Origin of the sequence: Brevibacterium rongguiense (genome assembly GCF_009857845.1) — a bacterium.
In the GTDB taxonomy this organism is placed as follows: domain Bacteria; phylum Actinomycetota; class Actinomycetes; order Actinomycetales; family Brevibacteriaceae; genus Brevibacterium; species Brevibacterium rongguiense.
In genome coordinates this window covers 14109-33718 of sequence record NZ_WWEQ01000033.1, presented here as the reverse complement: position 1 = coordinate 33718, position 19610 = coordinate 14109, and the positions used below count along the sequence as shown (strand labels likewise).

17 protein-coding genes and 1 pseudogene are annotated in these 19610 nt (G+C 72.1%); 14 read left to right on the top strand and 4 right to left on the bottom strand.

Annotated elements, in window-relative coordinates:
- Positions 1-190 precede the first annotated feature (190 nt).
- From infB to GSY69_RS08650, 14 genes and pseudogenes are all read left to right on the top strand, one after another.
- Positions 191-2040 (top strand): annotated as a pseudogene (infB, locus tag GSY69_RS08715) (translation initiation factor IF-2).
- 110 nt (positions 2041-2150) lie between these two features.
- On the top strand, positions 2151-2651 hold the full coding sequence (rbfA, locus tag GSY69_RS08710) for a 30S ribosome-binding factor RbfA (protein WP_160953468.1): 501 nt from the start codon (positions 2151-2153) through the stop codon (positions 2649-2651).
- A 111-nt stretch (positions 2652-2762) separates the two neighbouring features.
- Positions 2763-3599: a ligand-binding protein SH3 gene (locus GSY69_RS08705; protein ID WP_160953467.1), complete on the top strand. Its 837-nt coding sequence runs from the start codon at positions 2763-2765 to the stop codon at positions 3597-3599.
- A 55-nt stretch (positions 3600-3654) separates the two neighbouring features.
- Entirely contained in the window at positions 3655-4575 is a 921-nt protein-coding gene (gene truB, locus GSY69_RS08700) for a tRNA pseudouridine(55) synthase TruB (RefSeq protein WP_160953466.1), read from the top strand.
- Between the two features lie 77 nt (positions 4576-4652).
- Positions 4653-5267, top strand: a complete 615-nt coding sequence (locus GSY69_RS08695; protein ID WP_160953465.1) for a MarR family transcriptional regulator — start codon at positions 4653-4655, stop codon at positions 5265-5267.
- A gap of 37 nt (positions 5268-5304) precedes the next feature.
- Positions 5305-5793, top strand: a complete 489-nt coding sequence (locus tag GSY69_RS08690; RefSeq protein ID WP_235936417.1) for a hypothetical protein — start codon at positions 5305-5307, stop codon at positions 5791-5793.
- 142 nt (positions 5794-5935) lie between these two features.
- Positions 5936-6871 (top strand): bifunctional riboflavin kinase/FAD synthetase, encoded by a 936-nt coding sequence (locus tag GSY69_RS08685; protein ID WP_160953464.1) that lies wholly within the window; start codon positions 5936-5938, stop codon positions 6869-6871.
- An 86-nt stretch (positions 6872-6957) separates the two neighbouring features.
- A complete protein-coding gene (rpsO, locus tag GSY69_RS08680) occupies positions 6958-7227 on the top strand; it encodes a 30S ribosomal protein S15 (protein WP_160953463.1) in 270 nt (89 codons plus the stop codon).
- Positions 7228-7507: 280 nt separating this feature from the next.
- The gene (locus GSY69_RS08675) at positions 7508-9751 is read left to right on the top strand and encodes a polyribonucleotide nucleotidyltransferase (RefSeq protein WP_235936416.1); all 2244 of its coding nucleotides are present in this window, start codon (positions 7508-7510) and stop codon (positions 9749-9751) included.
- A 4-nt stretch (positions 9752-9755) separates the two neighbouring features.
- Positions 9756-11075, top strand: a complete 1320-nt coding sequence (locus GSY69_RS08670) for a M16 family metallopeptidase (protein ID WP_202410956.1) — start codon at positions 9756-9758, stop codon at positions 11073-11075.
- 147 nt (positions 11076-11222) lie between these two features.
- On the top strand, positions 11223-11873 hold the full coding sequence (locus tag GSY69_RS08665) for a superoxide dismutase (protein WP_160953461.1): 651 nt from the start codon (positions 11223-11225) through the stop codon (positions 11871-11873).
- 111 nt (positions 11874-11984) lie between these two features.
- The gene (locus GSY69_RS08660; RefSeq protein WP_160953460.1) at positions 11985-12506 is read left to right on the top strand and encodes a GNAT family N-acetyltransferase; all 522 of its coding nucleotides are present in this window, start codon (positions 11985-11987) and stop codon (positions 12504-12506) included.
- A 175-nt stretch (positions 12507-12681) separates the two neighbouring features.
- Positions 12682-13431, top strand: coding sequence for a 4-hydroxy-tetrahydrodipicolinate reductase (gene dapB, locus GSY69_RS08655; RefSeq protein ID WP_268528960.1), 750 nt, complete (start codon positions 12682-12684; stop codon positions 13429-13431).
- An 11-nt stretch (positions 13432-13442) separates the two neighbouring features.
- Positions 13443-13889, top strand: a complete 447-nt coding sequence (locus tag GSY69_RS08650; RefSeq protein WP_160953458.1) for a hypothetical protein — start codon at positions 13443-13445, stop codon at positions 13887-13889.
- Positions 13890-13913: 24 nt separating this feature from the next.
- Here GSY69_RS08650 and GSY69_RS08645 read toward each other — a convergent pair whose 3' ends face one another.
- The 4 genes from GSY69_RS08645 to GSY69_RS08630 all read right to left on the bottom strand — a co-directional run bounded on the left by GSY69_RS08645 (position 13914) and on the right by GSY69_RS08630 (position 19343).
- Positions 13914-14267, bottom strand: a complete 354-nt coding sequence (locus GSY69_RS08645) for a VOC family protein (protein WP_160953457.1) — start codon at positions 14265-14267, stop codon at positions 13914-13916.
- 176 nt (positions 14268-14443) lie between these two features.
- Positions 14444-16744: an HNH endonuclease signature motif containing protein gene (locus tag GSY69_RS08640; protein WP_235936414.1), complete on the bottom strand. Its 2301-nt coding sequence runs from the start codon at positions 16742-16744 to the stop codon at positions 14444-14446.
- A 512-nt stretch (positions 16745-17256) separates the two neighbouring features.
- Complete coding sequence (locus GSY69_RS08635; protein WP_160953456.1) at positions 17257-18462, bottom strand: heparan-alpha-glucosaminide N-acetyltransferase domain-containing protein; 1206 nt, start codon at positions 18460-18462, stop codon at positions 17257-17259.
- Positions 18463-18479: 17 nt separating this feature from the next.
- Entirely contained in the window at positions 18480-19343 is an 864-nt protein-coding gene (locus tag GSY69_RS08630; RefSeq protein ID WP_160953455.1) for a hypothetical protein, read from the bottom strand.
- Positions 19344-19610 lie beyond the last annotated feature (267 nt).

The window sequence follows — 19610 nt, the reverse complement described above, 5'->3', positions numbered from 1 at the left end:
AACGGTGACGGCCGGTCCCTTATTCCCCTTGTGCACATCGGTGATGTAGACGCGCAGCCGCGCGCCGTGGGGGTACTCCTCGCCGGGCACCTGCTCGTGGGGCGGCGGCACGCAGGGCGCCTTCGGGCGCGGCGGCGGGCGCCAGAAGGGGCGCAAGTCCAAGCGCGCCAAGCGCCAGGAGCTCGAGCAGATGCAGGCGCCCTCGGTTGGCGGCGTCCAGGTCCCCCGCGGCGACGGCAGCACGCCGCTGCGGCTGCGCCGCGGCTCCTCGCTGGCCGACTTCGCCGAGAAGATCAACACGGATCCGACGAACCTCGTCACCGTGCTCTTCCACCTGGGGGAGATGGCCACGATCACCCAGTCGCTCGACGAGGAGACGTTCCGCGTCCTCGGCGAGGAGCTGGGCTACCAGATCCAGATCGTCTCCCCGGAGGACGAGGACCGCGAGCTGCTCGAGACCTTCGGCCTCGACCTCGAGGCCGAGGCGGAAGCCGAATCGGACGAGGTCAAGGAGCCGCGTCCGCCGGTCGTCACCGTCATGGGCCACGTGGACCACGGCAAGACGAAGCTGCTCGACGCCGTGCGCTCGGAGAACGTCGTGGCCAAGGAGGCCGGCGGCATCACCCAGCACATCGGCGCCTACCAGGTCGCCGTCGAGCACGAGGGCGAGGAGCGCAAGATCACGTTCCTCGACACCCCGGGCCACGAGGCGTTCACCGCCATGCGCGCCCGCGGCGCCAAGGCCACCGACGTCGCGATCCTCGTGGTCGCCGCCGACGACGGCGTCATGCCGCAGACCATTGAGGCGCTCAACCACGCCCAGGCTGCGGACGTCCCGATCGTCGTCGCGGTCAACAAGGTCGACAAGGAGGGCGCGAACCCGGACAAGGTCATGCAGCAGCTGACCGAGTACAACCTCGTGTCCGAGGAGTACGGCGGCGAGACGATGTTCGTCCCGACTCCGCGCTCCAGCGCAAGGGCATCGACGACCTCCTCGAGGCCGTCCTGCTCACGACCGACGCCGCGCTCGACCTGTCCGCCAACCCGGACAAGTCCGCCCGCGGCATTGCGATCGAGGCCAAGCTCGACAAGGGCCGCGGCGCCGTCGCGACCGTCCTCGTCGAGTCCGGCACCCTGCGCCAGGGCGATGCGATCGTGTGCGGCACGAGCTACGGTCGCGTGCGTGCGCTGTTCGACGAGTACGGCAACGCGCTCGAGTCCGCCGGGCCCTCGCGGCCCGTGCAGGTCCTGGGCCTGTCGTCCGTGCCGCGCGCCGGCGATACGTTCCTCGCCACGGAGGACGATCGCACGGCCCGCCAGATCGCGGAGAAGCGCGATGCGATCGAGCGCAACGCCGCCCAGGCCCGCGGCCGCAAGCGGATCAGCCTCGAGGACTTCACGAAGGCGCTCGAGGAGGGCAAGGTCGACACGCTCAACCTCATCCTCAAGGGCGATGTCTCCGGTGCGGTCGAGGCCCTCGAGGACTCGCTGCTCAAGATCGACGTGGGCGACGATGTGGACCTGCGCATCATCCACCGCGGCGTCGGCGCGATCACGGAGAACGACATCAACCTCGCGACGGTCGACAACGCGATCGTCATCGGCTTCAACGTGCGCCCGGAGGCCAAGGCGCGCGATCTGGCCGAGCGCGAGGGCGTGGACGTGCGCTACTACTCGGTGATCTACGACGCGATCGACGACATCGAGAACTCGCTCAAGGGCATGCTCAAGCCCGAGTTCGAGGAGGTGCACACCGGCTCGGCGGAGATCCGCGAGGTCTTCCGCTCGTCGAAGTTCGGCAACATCGCCGGTTCGATCGTGCGCGACGGGACCATCCGCCGCAATGCGAAGGCCCGGGTCACGCGCGATGGCGTCGTGGTCGGGGAGAATCAGACGATCGAGTCGCTGCGCCGGTTCAAGGACGATGCCACCGAGGTCCGCGAGGGCTACGAGTGCGGCATCGGCCTGGGCAAGTTCAACGACATCCGCGAAGGCGACATCATCGAGACCTTCGAGATGCAGGAGAAGCCGCGCGACTGAGCGCGGCGCATGCGAGGTACGGCCGGGCGCCGCGGGCATGTGCCGCGGCGCCCGCGCCGACTGCGCGGGGCACAGGCGCCGGGTCGCACCGGCCGAGGAGAGGACAGCACATGGCGGACCCCACGCGGGCGCGCAAGATCGCCGACCGCATCAAGGTCATCGTGGCGAGCACCCTGGAGAAGCGGATCAAGGATCCGCGCCTGGGCTTCGTCACGATCACGGACGTGCGGGTGACCGGCGATCTCCAGCACGCAACCGTCTTCTACACCGTCTACGGCGATGACGAGCAGCTCGAGGGCACACAGGCCGCCCTCAACTCCGCCAAGGGCCTCATCCGCTCCGAGGTGGGCAAGGGGCTCCAGATCCGCCTGACGCCCACGCTCGAGTTCGTCGCCGATGCCGTGCCCGCCGCGGCCGCACAGCTCGACGACCTGCTGGCGAAGGCCGCGGCGCGCGACTCGCAGGTCGCCGCGCTCGCCGCCGGCGCCCGGCCCGCCGGGGAGGCCGACCCCTATCGCCGCCCCGCGCAGGACGAGGCTGCCGCAGGCCCCGAGGCGGACGAGCCGGGAGGCGCCGACGGCACGTCGGAGGACGGTGCCGGGCAGGCGTGAGCCCGCTGTGACCGGATTCGCCCCGCCGCGAGGGTGATTCGCGCGCCGAAAGGCTCTACACTGGCTGAGGCGATCACGAAACGATTACGACAGTGTTAAGGAATCATCGCGTTGGGCAAGCACTCCGATCCGAAGCCGTCCTGGGGCAGCAGCGCCGCCGACCTCGTCCGCAGTGCGCGGCCGCGCAGGCGCAGCGGCAGGCACGGCGAGGCTCCCTCGACCGCGACCGGCGTCATGCGCGCGGTCAAGCGCCGCCCCATGGTGGCGGCCATCGCGCTGCCTGCCGCGGCGATCGCGGCCGTGGCCGGCTCGACCGCCGTGTTCGCGCCCCGCGGGGCAGATGACGGCGTCGTCCAGGCCGAGCAGGCGCAGTCGCCGGAGCGCGACTCGGCGCCCGCGCCGTCCGCGGCCAAGGCGCCCAGCGGCGAGGAGCAGGCGAAGAAGCGCATCGACAAGCTCGCCGCGGACCCGAAGTACCGCGCCAAGGGCGCCGGCGGCAGCCTCGCGACGCCCGAGCCCAGCCCCGCGGCGTCCTCGAGCGGCACCACGGCGAGCGCCAAGAGCGCGGCGGCGAGCAGCGCCGGCGGCGTGTCCAACGCGCCGTGCTCGGTCTCGAGTTCGGTCGAGCAGCACTTCAAGCCCAACGCCTCGAAGGTCTACCGCGCCGTGTGCGCGAAGTTCCCGCAGGTCAAGACGTTCGGCGGCTATCGCAACGACCCGGGCTCCGATCACGGCACCGGCCACGCGGTCGACATCATGATCTCCGGTTCCACAGGCGATGAGATCCGCGACTACGTCCTCGCCCACCGCAAGGAGCTGGGCGTGAAGTACGTCATCTGGAAGCAGCGGCTCTACGCGCCCTACACCTCGGCCTCCGGCCGCCACATGGATGACCGCGGCTCGCAGACCGCCAACCACTTCGACCACGTCCACGTCTCGGTCAACTGAGCGGCCGGCCGACGCGGCCGCCGCGTGACCCGGCCGTCCGCATAGGCTTCTCGGCATGAGCGACACCGCAGCGCCCTCGGGCATCCTCTTCGTCGACAAGCCCGCCGGGCTGACCAGCCACGGCGTGGTCGCGCGGGTGCGCCGGTGGTACGGCACGAAGAAGGTCGGCCATGCCGGCACGCTCGACCCCATGGCCACGGGGCTGCTGGTGCTCGGCCTGGGCCGGGGGACGAAGCTGCTCACGCACCTCGTGGGCGCCGACAAGGTCTACGAGGCTACGATCCGGCTGGGCGCCTCGACGCCCACCGACGACGCCGACTCGCAGCCGGACCGGCACGCGGACCCCGCCGCCGTGGCGGCCCTGGGGGACGCGCAGATCGTCGCAGCCATGGGCCCCTTGACCGGTGAGATCGAACAGGTGCCCAGCGCCGTCTCGGCCATCAAGGTCGACGGCAGGCGCGCCTACGCCCGGGTGCGGGCCGGAGAGGAGGTTGCGCTGCGGGCGCGGACCGTGTGCGTCGCCCGCTTCGAGCCCGTGGCCCCGGTGCGCCGAGGCCCGGGCTGGGCCGATGTCGACGTGGTCGTCGCCTGCTCCTCGGGCACGTACGTGCGCGCGCTTGCCCGCGATCTGGGCGCGGCGCTCGGGGTGGGCGGCCACCTCACCGCCCTGCGCCGCACGCGGGTCGCGGGGTGGGACGTCGCCGCCGCCGTGCCCCTGCCCGCGGACACGGATGCGGTGCCCGCCCCGCCGCTGACGGACCTCGCCGCGGTCGCCGCCCGCCTCATGCCGGCGCTCGAGGTCGACGCCGCCAGCGCTCGGGCGCTCATGCAGGGCAAGCTCGTCGCCCTGCCCGCCGCTCCCGCGGTCCTTGCGGTGACCCACGGGGGCCGGCTCATCGCGATTGCGGAGCCGCGCGGTGAGCGCTTCAAGATCGCGACCGGGATCGCCCTCGAACCGCCGGACGCCACCGACTGAACAATCGCAATCAGGTGTAAATCGCATTTACAACTGAATGTGTTGTATTGCTCCGGCCCGCCTGGTTGAATGGGCGCATGTTCGTCCTCACCCTCGACCAGCGCGGCTCCCGCGCCGCCCCCGACGCTGTGCCGGGGCTGCTCGCCGCGCTTGCCGGCGTGCCGACCGCGCTGCCGTTCGAGCGCACCGTCGGCGACGAGGTGCAGGGCGCACTGGACGAGCCGGCCGCCGTGCCGGAGGCCCTCATGCGCGCCTGGCGCGCGGGCCCCTGGTGGGCCGGGGTCGGCATCGGCGCGATCGAGGCGCCCCTGCCCGAGCGCAGCGCGGCTGCCCGCGGCGAGGCCTTCGTCCTCGCCCGCGCCGCCGTGGAGGCGGCGAAGGGCCGGCCCCGGGGGCTGTGCGTGCGCGCGCCCGAGGCCGCGGGGGATGCGGCGGGCGCAGCGGAGACCGTGCTCCTGCTCTTCCACGACCTCGTGACCGCGGCGACCGCCGCCCAGTGGCGCGTCATCGCCGCGGCGCTGGCCCAGCCCGGTGCGCGCCAGACTGAGCTCGCCGACGCCCTGGGCGTCAGCCAGCAGTACGTCTCGCGCACGCTGCGCGGGGGCGCACCCGAGCTCGTGGGCCGCAGCGTCGGCGTCTGCGGTGAGCTGCTCGCCGCCGCCGAGGCCGCCCGTGTCAGCCCCCGCCGGTAGCGTGGCGACCATAGGCGCAGCGGAAGGCGGTGGCACGATGACGATGGCGGCGGGGCTCGATCCCCTGTGGTTGGACGGGCTCATCGTCCTGGTGGCGGCGCTCGGCGCCGCGGGACTCGGCTGGCCGGTGACCGCCGCCGTGCTCCACGTGGCGGCCAGCCGCTCCGAGCGGCGCGTCGCGCCGCTGGCCGCCCCCGGCCGGGCGGACGATCCCCCGGGCGTGCCCGGGGCGGGCGGCGGCAGAGCCGGCGCCGGCACCGAGCCGCGGCCCATCGACACCCCGGGCCTGCTGCGCGGCGGCCTGTGGATCGGGCTGCTCGAGCGCCTGCTCATCGCGGGCGGCATCGCGGTGGGCCGCCAGCCCGCGGTCATCGCCGTCGTCGTCGCGGTCAAGGGCCTCGGGCGCCTGCCCGAGCTGCGCGAATCGCGCGCCGCGGGGGAGCGGTTCATCATCGGCACGTTCGCCTCCACGGCCGTCGCCGGCGCCTGCGGGCTGGCCGCCGCCGCGCTCATGGCCCGGACGTGACCCGCCTGCCCGCCCGGTTCGCGCGGCGCCGGGCCGGTGGTGTTCGCCGCGCTCGGCCGGTCGGCTAGCATGGCCGGGTGCGCGGGCCGGCCGGCGCACCGCAATGAGGAGCAGTCGCCCAGCAGAGAGGAACGATCCGCGCGTGGAGGTCTTCAGCTCCGTCGCCGATATCCCCGAGGGGTTCGGCCCGACCGCGGTCACCCTGGGCAACTTCGACGGCGTCCACCGCGGCCACCGGGCAGTCCTCGGCCGACTGGCCGAACTCGCCGCCGCCCGCGGCCTGCGCTCGCTCGCCGTGACCTTCGACCCGCACCCCGCCGCCGTGCACCGACCGGGTGAGGCCCCGGAGATCATCTGCCCGCAGGCGGAGAAGATCACCCGCATGGCGACCACCGGGATCGACGCGCTGCTCATCCAGCACTACAGCCTCGAGTTCGCCCGCCAGAGCCCCGCGGACTTCGTGCTCGACTACCTCGTGACAGGCCTGCGCGCCAGGCTCATCGCCGTGGGCGCGGACGTGCGCTTCGGCCAGGACAACGCGGGCACCATCGACACCCTGCGCGAGCTCGGGGGCGCCCACGGGTTCGAGGTCTTCACGATCGACGAGGTGGGCGACGGCCAGCGCTTCTCCTCGACGCGCATCCGCGGCCTCGTCCAGGCCGGCGAGGTGGCCGATGCCGCCCGCGAGCTGGGCCAGCCGCACACGCTCGAGGGCACCGTCGTCCACGGGGACGCCCGCGGGCGGCTCATGGGCTTCCCCACCGCCAACCTCAGCGCGGAGCACGAGGGCGTCATCCCGGCCGACGGCGTCTACGCCGGCTGGGTGGCCTTCAGCACGGAGCCGGGCCGCTTCCCGGCCGCGATCTCGATCGGGACGAACCCCACCTTCGAGGGCTGCGAGCGGCGCGTCGAGGCGCACGTCGTGGGCGTGGAGTTCCCGGACCTCGACGTCTACGGGGCGCACATGAGCATCGAGTTCGTCGCCCGGATCCGCGGCCAGGTGGCCTTCGAGGGCATGGACGCGCTCATGGAGCAGATGCACCGCGACTTGGACGACGTCCGAGCCGTGCTAGGCTAGGAAGGCCGTTTTTTCGCCGGCCGCGGTTCCATAGTGCTCACAGCTCAAGGCTGGGGCGCCGCGCAACGACACGGAGGAGTCCGAACATGGCCCTTGATCCCACGGTCAAGCAGGAGATCATCAAAGAGTACGCCACCCACGAAGGCGACACGGGTTCCCCCGAGGTCCAGGTGGCAGTCCTCACCCGTCGCATCAGCGACCTCACGGAGCACTTCAAGGAGCACAAGCACGACCACCACTCGCGTCGCGGCCTGCTGCTCCTCGTCGGCCACCGCCGCCGTCTGCTCAAGTACCTGCAGAACGTCGACATCGAGCGCTACCGCTCGCTCATCAAGCGCCTGGGCCTGCGCCGCTGAGGCACCGCAGTCCCTGCCCGACGGGGCCGCCGCGATCGCATCGCGGTGGCCCCGTTCGCGCATTGCTACACTGAGACACGTCCACGAGCGGCCGGCGGCGAGACGGCCGGTGATCGGTAGTGGCCTCCGCAGCGCGCTGCGTGGGCTTCGATCGATGACCAGCCCCCGCCGAGGCTCCGCGGCGCCCGCCCTCAGGGCTGCCCACTGCGATTCGCGCAGCGCCGCGCACCCGGCCGCTCACACCCGCGCAGACTCCCTGCGCACAACGAACGGAGAAGCTTTGGGTCTCAATCCCGAATCCGCCGTCGCGCACATCGACAATGGTCGCTTCGGCTCCCACACCGTCCGGTTCGAAACCGGGCGCTTCGCCCAGCAGGCCGCCGGCTCTGCCGTGGCCTACCTCGACGACGAGACGATGCTGCTGTCGGCCACCTCGGCCGGCAAGCACCCGCGGGAGGGCTTCGACTTCTTCCCGCTGACCGTCGACGTCGAGGAGCGCATGTACGCCGCGGGCCGCATCCCGGGCTCGTTCTTCCGCCGCGAGGGCCGCCCGTCCACGGACGCGATCCTCACGTGCCGCCTCATCGACCGCCCGCTGCGCCCCACGTTCGTCAAGGGCCTGCGCAACGAAGTCCAGATCGTCATCACGGTCATGTCGGTCAACCCCGACCAGATGTACGACGCGCTGGCGATCAACGCGGCCTCGATGTCGACGCAGCTGTCCGGCCTGCCGTTCTCCGGCCCGATCGGCGGCGTGCGCATCGCCCTCATCGACGACCAGTGGGTCGCCTTCCCCAACTACTCGCAGCTCGAGAGCGCCGTGTTCGACATGGTCGTCGCCGGCCGCGTGGTCGGCGACGACGTCGCAATCATGATGGTCGAGGCGGAGGCCACCGACAACTCGTGGGACCTCATCCAGGGCGGCGCCACGGCGCCCACCGAGGAGGTCGTCGCCGAGGGACTCGAGGCCGCCAAGCCGTTCATCAGCGAGCTCGTGCGCGCCCAGCGGGAACTGGCCGAGCGCACCGCGAAGCCCACCGTCGAGTTCCCGGTCTTCAAGGACTACGAGGACGACGTCTACCAGGCCGTCGAGGCCGCAGGCCTCGAGCAGCAGACGAAGAACTTCCAGATCGCCGACAAGCAGGAGCGCGAGGCCGCCGGCGACGAGCTGCTGCAGACGCTGCTGGCCGACCTCGGGCCCCGCTTCGAGGGCCGCGAGAAGGAGATCGTCGGTGCGCTCAACGCCCTGACGAAGAAGGTCGTGCGCCAGCGCATCCTCACCGAGCAGGTGCGCATCGACGGCCGCGGGCTCAAGGACATCCGCCCGCTGTCGGCCGAGGTGGGCGTGCTGCCGCGCGTCCACGGCTCCGCGCTCTTCGAGCGCGGCGAGACCCAGATCCTCGGCGTGACCACGCTCAACATGCTCAAGCTCGAGCAGCAGATCGACTCGCTGTCGCCCGTGACATCGAAGCGCTACCTGCACCACTACAACTTCCCGCCGTACTCCACCGGCGAGACGGGCCGCGTGGGCAGCCCCAAGCGCCGCGAGATCGGCCACGGTGCGCTCGCCGAGCGCGCGCTGGTCCCGGTCCTGCCCTCGCGCGAGGAGTTCCCCTACGCGATCCGCCAGGTCTCCGAGGCGCTGGGCTCGAACGGCTCCACCTCGATGGGCTCCGTGTGCGCCTCGACCCTGTCGATGCTCAACGCGGGCGTGCCGCTGCGCGCGTCGGTGGCCGGCATCGCGATGGGCCTCGTGTCCGACGTGATCGACACCCCGGACGGCAAGCAGACCGCGTACGCGGCGCTCACCGACATCCTGGGCGCCGAGGATGCGTTCGGCGACATGGACTTCAAGGTCGCCGGCACGAAGGACTTCGTCACCGCGATCCAGCTGGACACGAAGCTCGACGGGATCCCCGCCTCGGTGCTCGCCGCCGCCCTCACCCAGGCCCGCGAGGCCCGCGAGGTCATCCTCGGGGTCATCAACGAGGCCATCGACGAGCCCGGCGAGATGGCCATCACCGCGCCGCGCATCATCAGCGTGCACATCCCCGTGGACAAGATCGGCGAGGTCATCGGGCCCAAGGGCAAGATGATCAACCAGATCCAGGAGGACACGGGCGCGGAGATCAGCATCGAAGACGACGGCACCGTGCTCATCGGCGCCACCGACGGGGCAGCCGCGGAGGCCGCGCGCAGCGCGGTCAACGCGATCGCCAACCCGCAGGTCCCCGAGGTGGGCGAGCGCTACCTCGGCACCGTCGTCAAAACGATGTCCTTCGGCGCGTTCGTGTCGCTGACGCCGGGCAAGGACGGGCTGCTGCACATCTCCGAGCTGCGCAAGCTCAACGACGGCAAGCGCGTCGAGGACGTCGAGGACGTCGTGAGCGTCGGCCAGAAGATCCAGGTCGAGATCACGAAGATCGACGACCGCGGCAAGCTCTCGCTCGCCCCGGTCACCGAGGACTCGGACGACGCGGACGCCTCCGGGGCGGACGCGGACGACGAGGGCTCGGAGGACTGAGGTCCTGAACCGCACCTCGGGTCAGCCCGAAGCACTGCTGGGGGAGGACGGTCGCGCATTCCGCACCGTCCTCCCCAGTGGTCTGCGCATCGTCACGGAGACGATCCCCGGCCTGGCCTCGGAGACCGTGGGCGTCTGGGCGGACTCCGGGTCGCGCGACGAGTCGGAGCTGACCGCCGGCTCCACCCACTTCCTCGAGCACATGCTCTTCAAGGGCACCCGCGCCCGGACGGCCGCGCAGATCGCCCGGACCTTCGACCGGATCGGCGGCGACTCGAACGCCGTCACCGCCAAGGAATTCACCTGCTACTACGCCCGCTGCCTCGTGGCGGACCTGGGCTCGGCGGTCGACGTGCTGTGGGACATGGTGCTCGACCCGCTGCTGGATCCCGGCGAGTTCGAGCGCGAGCGCGGCGTCATCCTCGAAGAGCTCGCCATGGCCGCCGACGATCCGCAGGACGTCCTCTACGAGGCGTTCGACGAGCTCATCTACCCCGGCCACCCGCTGGGCCGGCCGATCGGCGCGACGAAGGGCCGCATCCGCGCGCTCGACCACGCAACCCTGCTCGCCCACTACCGGGGGGCCTACACCGCCGACCGGCTCGTCTTCGTGGCCGCCGGCGGCGCCGAGCACGCGGAGGTCGTCGAGCGCGTCACCACCGCCATCGCACAGCTGCGCCCCGCGCTGCTCGCCCCGCCCGGACCGGCCGAGGACCAGACCCGGCCGCGCTCCGCACGGAGCCGCCCGGCGTTCTCCGCCGGCGTGCGCAGCATCCGCCGGGACACGGAGCAGCAGGGCCTGCTCTACGGCGTGGACGGGGTGAGCGCTGTAAGCGAGGACCGGTTCGCGTTCAGCGTCCTGCAGTCGCTGCTGGGCGGCGGGATGTCCTCGCGGCTGTTCCAGAGCGTCCGCGAGGAGCACGGGCTCGCATACTCCGTGCACTGCTCGTCCTCCCAGCACGCCGACTGCGGCGACTTCGCCCTCTACGCCGGCTGCGCGCCGGAGTCCGCGCAGCGGGTCCTCGAACTGTGCGACGCCGAGTTCCGGCGGCTGGCCGAGGAGGCGCCGGACGCGGAGGAGGTCGAGGAGGTCGCGGCCCAGCTCGCCGCCTCCACAGTCCTGGGGCTCGAGAGCACCGCGACCCGGATGAACCGGCTGGCGAGCGCCGAGCTGTACGGGATCGCACTGCGCTCGCCGGAGGAGATCGTCGCGCGGGTGCGCGCTGTGAGCGCGCAGGACGTGCGCGCGCTCGCCGAGGCACTCTACGCGGGGCCCAAGGCGCTGGCGACGGTGGGCCCGCGCGAGCTCACCCTGCCCGCATAGCCGGGCGGGAATATGACGAGGTCAAAATGCCGTTGTACGGCAGGGTGACCTTCGATAGGGTCATTGCATGAGCGGCCAGCGGGCCGCCCGCGCGCACCGGGCGAGGTGCCCGGCCGCGCACCACATCCGTTCAAGGAGGACGTCGACATGGCTGAGTACACTCTCCCCGATCTGCCCTACGACTACGCAGCGCTCGAGCCGAACATCTCGGCGAAGATCATGGAGCTCCACCACGACAAGCACCACGCCACCTACGTCAAGGGCGCGAACACCGCGCTCGAGCAGATGGCCGAGGCGCGCGAGAAGAACGACTTCGCCACGATCGGCAAGCTGTCCAAGGACCTGTCCTTCAACCTCGGCGGCCACGTCAACCACTCGATCTTCTGGCAGAACATGTCCCCGGACGGCGGCGACAAGCCCACCGGTGAGCTCGCGGCCGCACTCGACGATGCGTTCGGCAGCTTCGAGGCGTTCCAGGGGCAGTTCAACGGCAACGCGACCTCCATCCAGGGCTCCGGCTGGTCCGTCCTCGGCTGGGACACACTGGGCCAGCGCTTCACCCTCGAGCAGCTCTACGACCAGCAGGGCAACATCCAGCTGGCGTACATTCCGCTGCTGCAGCTCGACATGTGGGAGCACGCCTACTACCTCGACTACAACAACGTGAAGGCCGACTACGTGAAGAACTGGTGGAACGTCGTCAACTGGGCCGACGTGCAGGCCCGCTTCGACCGTGCCCGCCAGCAGACGCCCAAGGTGCTCTTCGGCGACGCGCCGAACTACCAGGTCGTGTCCTGAGCCAGCACAGCGCATAGGGGCCCGGCCGCAGTGCCGGGCCCACCGCCTCGGGGGCGGGTCGGCTTCACGGCCGGCCCGCCCCTTCGGCGTGTGCTCGACTAGGGTGGCCGGATGCTGCTGCGAGCGTTCGAGCCGGGCGATGCCGGGCGCCTGGCCCAGATCTTCGACGATCCGGATGAGGGCCTGGCGCGCAACGGCCCGGGAAGACGGACCATCCCGGGGATGCGCCTATGGGTGGCGGCGCTGCGCGATGGGGAGGACGCCGGTGAGCTGTGGGCCCGCGCCATCGTCGACGACCGCCCGGCCGACGGTGTGGGCCTGTGCGGGGGCATCATGATCTCCGCGATCGACCGCGCGCACTCCCTGGGCTGGGTGTCCTACTGGCTGGCCCCCGAGGCGCGGGGGCGCTCGCTCGCCTCCGCCGCGCTGCGCGCGGCGGTGGCGGTCGGCCACGATCGCCTGGGGATCTATCGCCTGGAGTTGGGCTACCGGGTCGACAATCCCGCGTCTGCCCGGGTCGTCGCCGCCGCCGGCTTCACAGTCGAGGGGCGGCAGCGGGGCAAGCTCAGCTACGGCGGCCGGCGCTTCGACACGGAGGAGTGCGCGCACCTCGCCGGCGATCGGCGGCCATAGGCACCCGAGGGCCGGGCCGCGGCGGAGCCGCGGCGGGGCCGCACGGGGCCGGGCACATCGGGATGCGACAATGGGGAGGCTGCTGGCGACCCCGGTCGGGGCCGTCGCCGCCGAGGCGAGGCAGCGACGAAGCAAAGGAGCGCGGCCCGCAGGCCCGCGAACCGAGGGGGAGCACGTGGCAGACATCCGGGTGGCAGTGATCGGCGCGCAGGGGCGCATGGGCTCGCACGCCGCCGCGGCGATCGAGGCGGCCGAGGGCCTGGAGCTCACGGCCCGGCTGGGCAGCGGAGACCCCCTCGAGGGGCTGCTCGCCGCGCGGCCGGATGTGGCCGTGGAGCTGACCGTGCCCAAGGCCACCGAGGACAACGTCCGCTTCCTCGTCGAACACGGTATTCCCGCAGTCGTCGGCACGACCGGCTGGTCCGCCGAGCGCGTCCGGAGCCTCGAGGCGCTCATCGCCGAGCACGAGGGCGCGCGCGTGCTCATCGCGCCCAACTTCTCCATCGGCGCCGTCCTGGCCATGCAGTTCGCCCAGCTGGCCGCCCCCTACTTCGAATCGGCGGAGGTCGTCGAGACGCATCACCCCCGCAAGCTCGATGCGCCGTCCGGCACCGCTGTGGCCACCGCCGAGCGGATCGCGCGCGCCCGCGCCGAGGCGGGCCTGGGCGCCGTGCCCGATGCCACGGAGTCCGACCCCGACGGCGCCCGCGGGGCCGTAATCGACGGCATCCACGTCCACGCAGTCCGGCAGCTGGGGATGAACGCGACGGAGGAGATCCGCTTCGGCTCCGCGCACGAGGCCCTGTCGATCCGCACCGATTCGCTGTCCACCGAGGCGTTCATGCCGGGCATCGTGCTGGCGGTCAAGCGGCTGAGCGAGCACCCCGGTCTCACGGTGGGCCTCGAGCACTTCCTGGACGCCTGAGCAGGGCTGCCATGTCGAAGGCGAAGCTCGGCGCGGTCATCATCTCCGTGCTGCTGGCGCTCTACCTGGTCTTCACCGCGCAGCGCGGCTGGATCATGATCACCGAGCCCAACCCGGTGGCGAAGGTCCTGGGGATCGCGCTGTTCGCGCTGCCGATCCTGGGCGCGTGGGCGCTCATCCGCGAGTTCGCCTTCGGAGCGAGGATGGAGCGGCTCGGGCGCCGGCTCGGGGCCGAGGGCGGTCTGCCGCCCGACGACCTGCCGCGCACCCCGGGCGGCCGCATCGTCCGCTCGGCCGCGGACGCCGCGTTCGCCCAGTACCGCGACGAGGCCGAGGCCGCGCCCGATGACTGGCGCAGCTGGTTCCGGCTGTCGTGCGCCTACGATGTGGCCGGCGACCGCAAGCGGGCGCGTGCCACGATGCGCAGGGCAATCGCCATGGAGAAGGCGCAGCGCTAGGCGCGCCGCGCACCCGGCTGCGGCTCAGCGCGCGCCCGTGTGCATGCCCACGTTGATGACCCGGCCATCGGCTGACCGGCAGAAGAAGCGGGTGACGCCCCACGGTTCCTCCGTGAGCGGGTGGACGATCTCGACTCCCATGCGGCGGGCACGCTCGAAGGCCTCGCGCACATCGTTGACGAAGACCGAGACGTCGGGATTGACCGGGCCGGAAGCGTCCGGGGTCATGACGCTGAGCTGATGGCCCTCGCCGTCGGCCAGGGTGACGATCCAGCCGTGGTCCATGACGGGCCAAAGCCCGAGCACGCCGGCATGTTCGTCGACCGCTGCGCTCATGTCGGCAGCAGTGAGGTTCGGGACGACTCGAAGGACGCACATGCGCCCACCCAACCACGCGGCGGCGCGGGTTGCCCCTTCGCCGCGCCGGCCCGCTCACCCGCCGCCGCTCGGTGTGAAGGTGTGCTCGGTGTGACGGCGTGCTTGGGATGGCAGGGGGCTCACCGTGACCGCGTGTTCCGGATGTCCGCGTGCCGACATGCTCTTCCCGGCCGGGTTCAGAAGGGCGGCGGATCGTCGTGAACCGGCGTTACCGGGGTTACCGGTGCCTCGCTGCCCGTCTGGGCTGCGTCGATGATGGCCCGGAGCTGAACAGCGTGGGCGGTGCTGATGGGATTGCCGGGTACCGAGGCTCCCGCGGTGATCTCTCCGCTGAGCCGCCAGCCGAGCATTCCGCCGGGCAACCGCAGCGGGGTGAGCACCCCGGCGGTCTTGAGCTGGTGGTGGTGCTTGCACAGCGGGTGGAGGTTGTCGAAGTCCGTGCGCCCGCCGAGTTCGGGGCGTTCGCGGTCGAACGGGGTGAGGTGGTCGAGCTCGCAGTCGGTGGCCCGGCGGGAGCAGCCGGGAGCGGTGCAGTGCTGCCACTTCGCCTCCACCGCCGCTCGCAGGGCCGCGGGAATCGTGTACGAGTGGGCATGGGCATCGAGGACATGCCCGTCGGCCGGGTCGGTGAGGAGGCGGCGCAGGGTGGGCTGCCCGGCAGCGATCTGGCGTGCGGCCTCCGCCGGCACGGGTGTGCCGTCGGCGAGTTCACCGGGCAGATCGGCGTGGCCCGTGTAGGTCAGGAGGGGCAGGGTCAGGGCGACGGTGGCCTGGCGGCGCAGCCAGGCGGTGTGCGTAGGGCACGTCAGCGTGAGCGCCACGGTCTGTCCGCTGCCCCCGGTCGGGCGCTCCGCCATCGACGCGATCGACTGCTCGACCGCCACTGCGGGCGAAGGCTCAGGAACCGGTGCGGGTGGTTCATGTACTGGGGCGGCCATTCGTCCGTGTGGGGCGAACTCGGGCCGGTCCGGTTGCCGGTGTCCGGACGCACCTCGGTGAGACGGACCCGATGCACGGGCGGGCGGCGGCTCCCCTGCAGTCCCGGGAGGCGAACCCCAGGGATTGCACGGAGCCGATCCCCGCGCGGCGCCCGATGGCTGCGAGGACGGGCCCGGGGGCGCACTTGCCCCGAGGGCGCAGCTGACGTGCATACCCTCCCCGGCCGCGTTGGCGCGAGACGGTGGAGTCGCAACCCAAGAACCCTGCTGGGCGGCGTCACAGGGGAGCGGTGCTGCCGCGGTGCCCGATCGCGCCGGTGCGTCCTTGGGTGGGGGTGCCGCGTCCCGAGCTGGGGCTGCCGCCCCGACTGGGAGGACGGCCTGCACGGTGACCTGCGGGGTGGACGAGGCGAGCATGTCGAAGCACAGCTGGGCGATCGTGCGCTCGTCGGTGACCCGCGCTCCGGCTGGAACATCCTGGCCGAACGCCGCGAGCTCGCTGCGGCGCACCGCGCGGGCGAGTGCCCGCACCCGCGCATGCAGCGCTGCCACCTCGCCGACTGGGCCGATGAGGCACAGGTTCGCCGAACCGTCCCTATTGGCCCAGTACTCGACCCGGCGCTGCGCGCGCATCTCCTGGGCGGCGTCTTCGGCGGTCGTGAGAGTGGCGATGAGGCGGGTGGCATGCCGGCGGAAGTCCGCCACCGGCATGCTCGGTCGCAGCCTGCTCAGGTGGGCATCGAGCGCGGAGAGGTCTCGGAGGGTGAGGTCTGCCGCCACGTGGGCCGCGGTCTCGAGTTTGCGGGTGTCGATGGCACCGCATCGTGCGCGGGCGCTCAGCTGGGGCAGGCCGAGGATCGCGGTGAGGGCGTCGGCGATGAGCCGGTCGGCGCGAGTCTCGGTGGTGTCGAGGCAGTGGGCGAGCGTGAGTCCCAGGCGCTGCTGGGCGCCGTCGAAGATGCGAGCGGGAACCGCGTCCGGGGCGTGGAGGTTGAGCAGGGCGCGGATGCGGGCGGTGGGGATGAGCTCCCCGTCATAGGGCAGCCGGTCGGCCCAGGGGATCGCGTCGGGCTCGGGCTCGGGATCTGCGACACCGCCGGCGGGTGGGGCCGCGGGGAGCTCGAAGAGTGTGGCATCATGCTGCTCGGCCATCGTGCGGCAGCCGCACCGGGCTGCGCCCGGGCCGTTCGCGGGGGAGCCGTTGTCCGTGTGGCCGGTGTCGCGCGGGTGACCGGGGTCATGCGGGTGGGCGGGGTCGTGCGTCTGGCCGGGGCTGTGGGTCCGGCCGGGTCGGTCGGGACCGGCGATCTCGGCGGGGGCGAGGAGCATGCCTGGGGTGATGCCGAAGCGAGCGAGGTCGCCGTGGGCCAGGGCGAGGTCGAGTGCGCTCATTCCTGCTCCGAGGAGCTGGCGCAGTCGCTGCCGGCTGGCCTGCGCCGTGGCCTCCTGGACGGCTGCGAAGACGGCCGCGTCGTAGCGATGCGGCCGCGGTTCCCGACCGGCCTCTTCGGTTGGCGCGGTGCGTGAGGTGCCGCTCATGCCGCTCACCTCCTCTCCGCCTGCGTGCCCGGTGCTGCGTCCTCCGTGCTGCTTGCTCCCACGATAGCGGGAGGCACTGACACGAGTTGGGCAACAGAACTCTGAATGTGAGAGAAATGGATAAAAGTTCGAAAAATAATCGATTGAGACCACCCTCCACAAGCCCCTTCCGTGCCCTGACTCGTGCGCTGTTTGCCCATGTTCCCGGGCTGCGCACGGCACTGGGTGCCACGTGCATGGTCATCGGGCCTTCCTGTCCCCGGCGGAACGGCAAGCTCGAACGCTTCAACCGCGCCCTGCGCTGCAAAGCGAACCTCCTGCGCTGCAAAGAGGATGGCGGCCCGCGGCGGGTCGCACCAGCAGTACCGAACGCTGCGCGCACCATCGGACGCTGCGCTGCGCTCGCGCCTTGGCCTGGGCACGACACCAGTGAATGCTGCCGCGCCACCGCGCTGCACGCGGTGCACCCACTCCTTCCAGTCGATTGCCGCCAGCCCGGTGGCCGGCTTCATCTAGCGCGTGAGCGCGAACCTGCTCGCGCCTCGGACGCTGGCGCTGACGACGGCCTCGAGTGGGCCCCGGGCGCCGATGAGCGCCTTCCAGACGACCGCTGCGAGGACGAAGAGGCAGGCGTGCAGGGCGAACTCCGCGCCGTCGCCCAGTGCGCGGGCGGGGCAGAAGAGGTCGGCGGTGAGCGAGACGAGCACGACGTGGGCGGTGTAGATGCTCAGCGGCATCGAACCCGGGGCACTGAGCGGAGCGCACCAGGCGAGGCCGGTGCGCCCCCAGCGCTGCTCGATGGCCAGGGCCGCGGCGCCGCAGCCGCCGAGCACGGCGACGGCGATCCCCGCCGTGGACACCATGTCGAACGGAGTGCCCGAGTGCGGGCCGGCGATGGTCAGCCACCACCACGTGTCCGTGGGCGTGATGCCGTAGCTCGTCTCCCCGAGCGCCTGGCGCAGCGCGTCCGGACGCTGCGCCGTGGCGATCTCCAGGGCCGTGCGCCCACCGGCGGACAGCAGCAGCGACGACGCGCTGAGGGCGAGGACTGCGCACGCCCCGCCCGCGGCAGCCAGCCCGAGCGCGCGGCGCACGCTGTGCCAGTCCAGGCGGGCCACGAACATGCCGAGCACCACGTAGCCCATCCACTGCAGCACCGGGTAGTAGCCGGTGAGCACGAGCGCCTGTGCGAGCCGCGGCAGGTCCACCGCGGTGGCCAGCGAGGGCACGTCGTAGGCAGGTGAGAGGCCCCAGGCGCGGCGGATGGCGAAGCTGAGCACCGGAGCGGCCGCGAGCCAGACGGGGGCGAGCACCCCGAGCAGCCAGGTGGGCGCGCGCAGCAGGGGCACGGCCAGCACGAACATGGCGCCGTAGTTGACGAGGATGATCGCGATGCCCGAGGGCAGGGAGCCCAGCAGCAGCCCGATGAGCGCGATGAACACCCCGCGCACCCCTAGCCCCGCGGCGGCCGCAGTCCAGCCGCGGGCACCCGGGGCCTCCAGGACGCGCCGCGTGGACAGCACGGTGGACACCCCGGCGAGCACCGCGAACAGAGCGGCCGCCCGGCCGGCGATGACCGCCGGGAACACGGGATCGCCGGCCGCGCCGGAAAGGGGCATGACGTGCGTGGCGATCATCCCGAACAGCGCGATCCCGCGCGCGGCGTCGATGCCGATGCTGCGCCCGGGCGGAGCGAGACGGAGGACCGTGGAGCTCACTGGGCTCGCATGTCCATTCACGCTGAGCGTACCCGGCGCCGGCAGGTGAGTGAGGCATAGAGCAGCGCGACCAACGAGAGGACGGTCAGTCCCGTCGAGGACGGCCACGCAGCGCTCACCGCGAGCGCAAACACGACCAGCAGGAGGGGATCCTGCAGCATCCACACGAGGACGCGCACACCCGCGATATCGCCGATCGCAGTCGGGATGGGTTCGACCAGCGACGGCGGCAGCGGCGGCGCGAGCAGCCCGCGCAGGCGGAGGGCGCAGAGGGGAGCGATGAGCAGGCCGGCCCGCACTGGGTTCGCGAGCGCGGGCGAACCGGGCGGCACCGCCCACGGTCCAATGCCCTCCCTGTCAAGAACCAAGGCTGCGACCGAGGAGAGCCCGACGGTCGTCACAGCGATCAGAACCGGGACAAACAGTGCCGCGGCGAGCTGCCAGCCGGGTGGGATTCCGAACAGGCTTTCGGTTCCGCTGTGAGCCGCCTGGACCATGGCAGCATCGAACGCCCGCTGGGCCCCGCTCGCCAAGAAGGCAAACCCCCCGAGCGGCAGCCAGAGGAGCCCCTCGCCGACCACGGGCGTCAGCAGCAGGCAACCGATCGCCCCGGCCGCCGCGAGCATTCCGAGTGCACAGGCAATGGGCCGTCGCCGCGCCGAGACCAAGTGGGTGCCCACCAGGTGCCAGAAGCCCGCAGGCACTAGGCGGCCACTGCGCTTGCCTTCTCGGGTGGGCGCGGTGCCGAACAGCGGAGACGGATCGGGCGGCCGCGGCGTCTCACCCAGCGCCGCCCGAGCCGCCCCGGCGTCTCCCACCGCCAGTCCGACAGCGGCTGCGGTGCGCCGGAGTACGCGTTGGCACGCGGCTGCCTCGTCCACGCGGAGTAAGCGGACCGGAAGCATGATTGCGGCAGCCTGGATTGCACATAGGACGCCTGCGATCGTACCGAGGACCAGTGCGGCGTGGGCGTTCGCAGGCTCCGTCGCGGGGCTGGTGCCGACCGCACCGACGCGCTCGGTCAGCAACGCTAGCCCGGCAGTCACCCCTACGCCCAGGCTCACCGCAACAACTGTGGACACCCGAGGCCGGGCAACGGCGCAGACGGCTGCTCCCGCGGGGGCAGCCGTGCCTGCCGCCGCGGTGCA

What these genes read in the sequence shown, in the direction of transcription:
- rbfA (WP_160953468.1), top strand. Translation starts at nt 2,151, where the DNA reads ATGGCGGACCCCACGCGGGCGCGCAAGATCGCCGACCGCATCAAGGTC.
- truB (WP_160953466.1), top strand. Translation starts at nt 3,655, where the DNA reads ATGAGCGACACCGCAGCGCCCTCGGGCATCCTCTTCGTCGACAAGCCC.
- GSY69_RS08695 (WP_160953465.1), top strand. Translation starts at nt 4,653, where the DNA reads ATGTTCGTCCTCACCCTCGACCAGCGCGGCTCCCGCGCCGCCCCCGAC.
- GSY69_RS08690 (WP_235936417.1), top strand. Translation starts at nt 5,305, where the DNA reads ATGACGATGGCGGCGGGGCTCGATCCCCTGTGGTTGGACGGGCTCATC.
- rpsO (WP_160953463.1), top strand. Translation starts at nt 6,958, where the DNA reads ATGGCCCTTGATCCCACGGTCAAGCAGGAGATCATCAAAGAGTACGCC.
- GSY69_RS08665 (WP_160953461.1), top strand. Translation starts at nt 11,223, where the DNA reads ATGGCTGAGTACACTCTCCCCGATCTGCCCTACGACTACGCAGCGCTC.
- GSY69_RS08660 (WP_160953460.1), top strand. Translation starts at nt 11,985, where the DNA reads ATGCTGCTGCGAGCGTTCGAGCCGGGCGATGCCGGGCGCCTGGCCCAG.
- GSY69_RS08650 (WP_160953458.1), top strand. Translation starts at nt 13,443, where the DNA reads ATGTCGAAGGCGAAGCTCGGCGCGGTCATCATCTCCGTGCTGCTGGCG.
- GSY69_RS08645 (WP_160953457.1), bottom strand. Translation starts at nt 14,267, where the DNA reads ATGTGCGTCCTTCGAGTCGTCCCGAACCTCACTGCTGCCGACATGAGC.
- GSY69_RS08640 (WP_235936414.1), bottom strand. Translation starts at nt 16,744, where the DNA reads ATGAGCGGCACCTCACGCACCGCGCCAACCGAAGAGGCCGGTCGGGAA.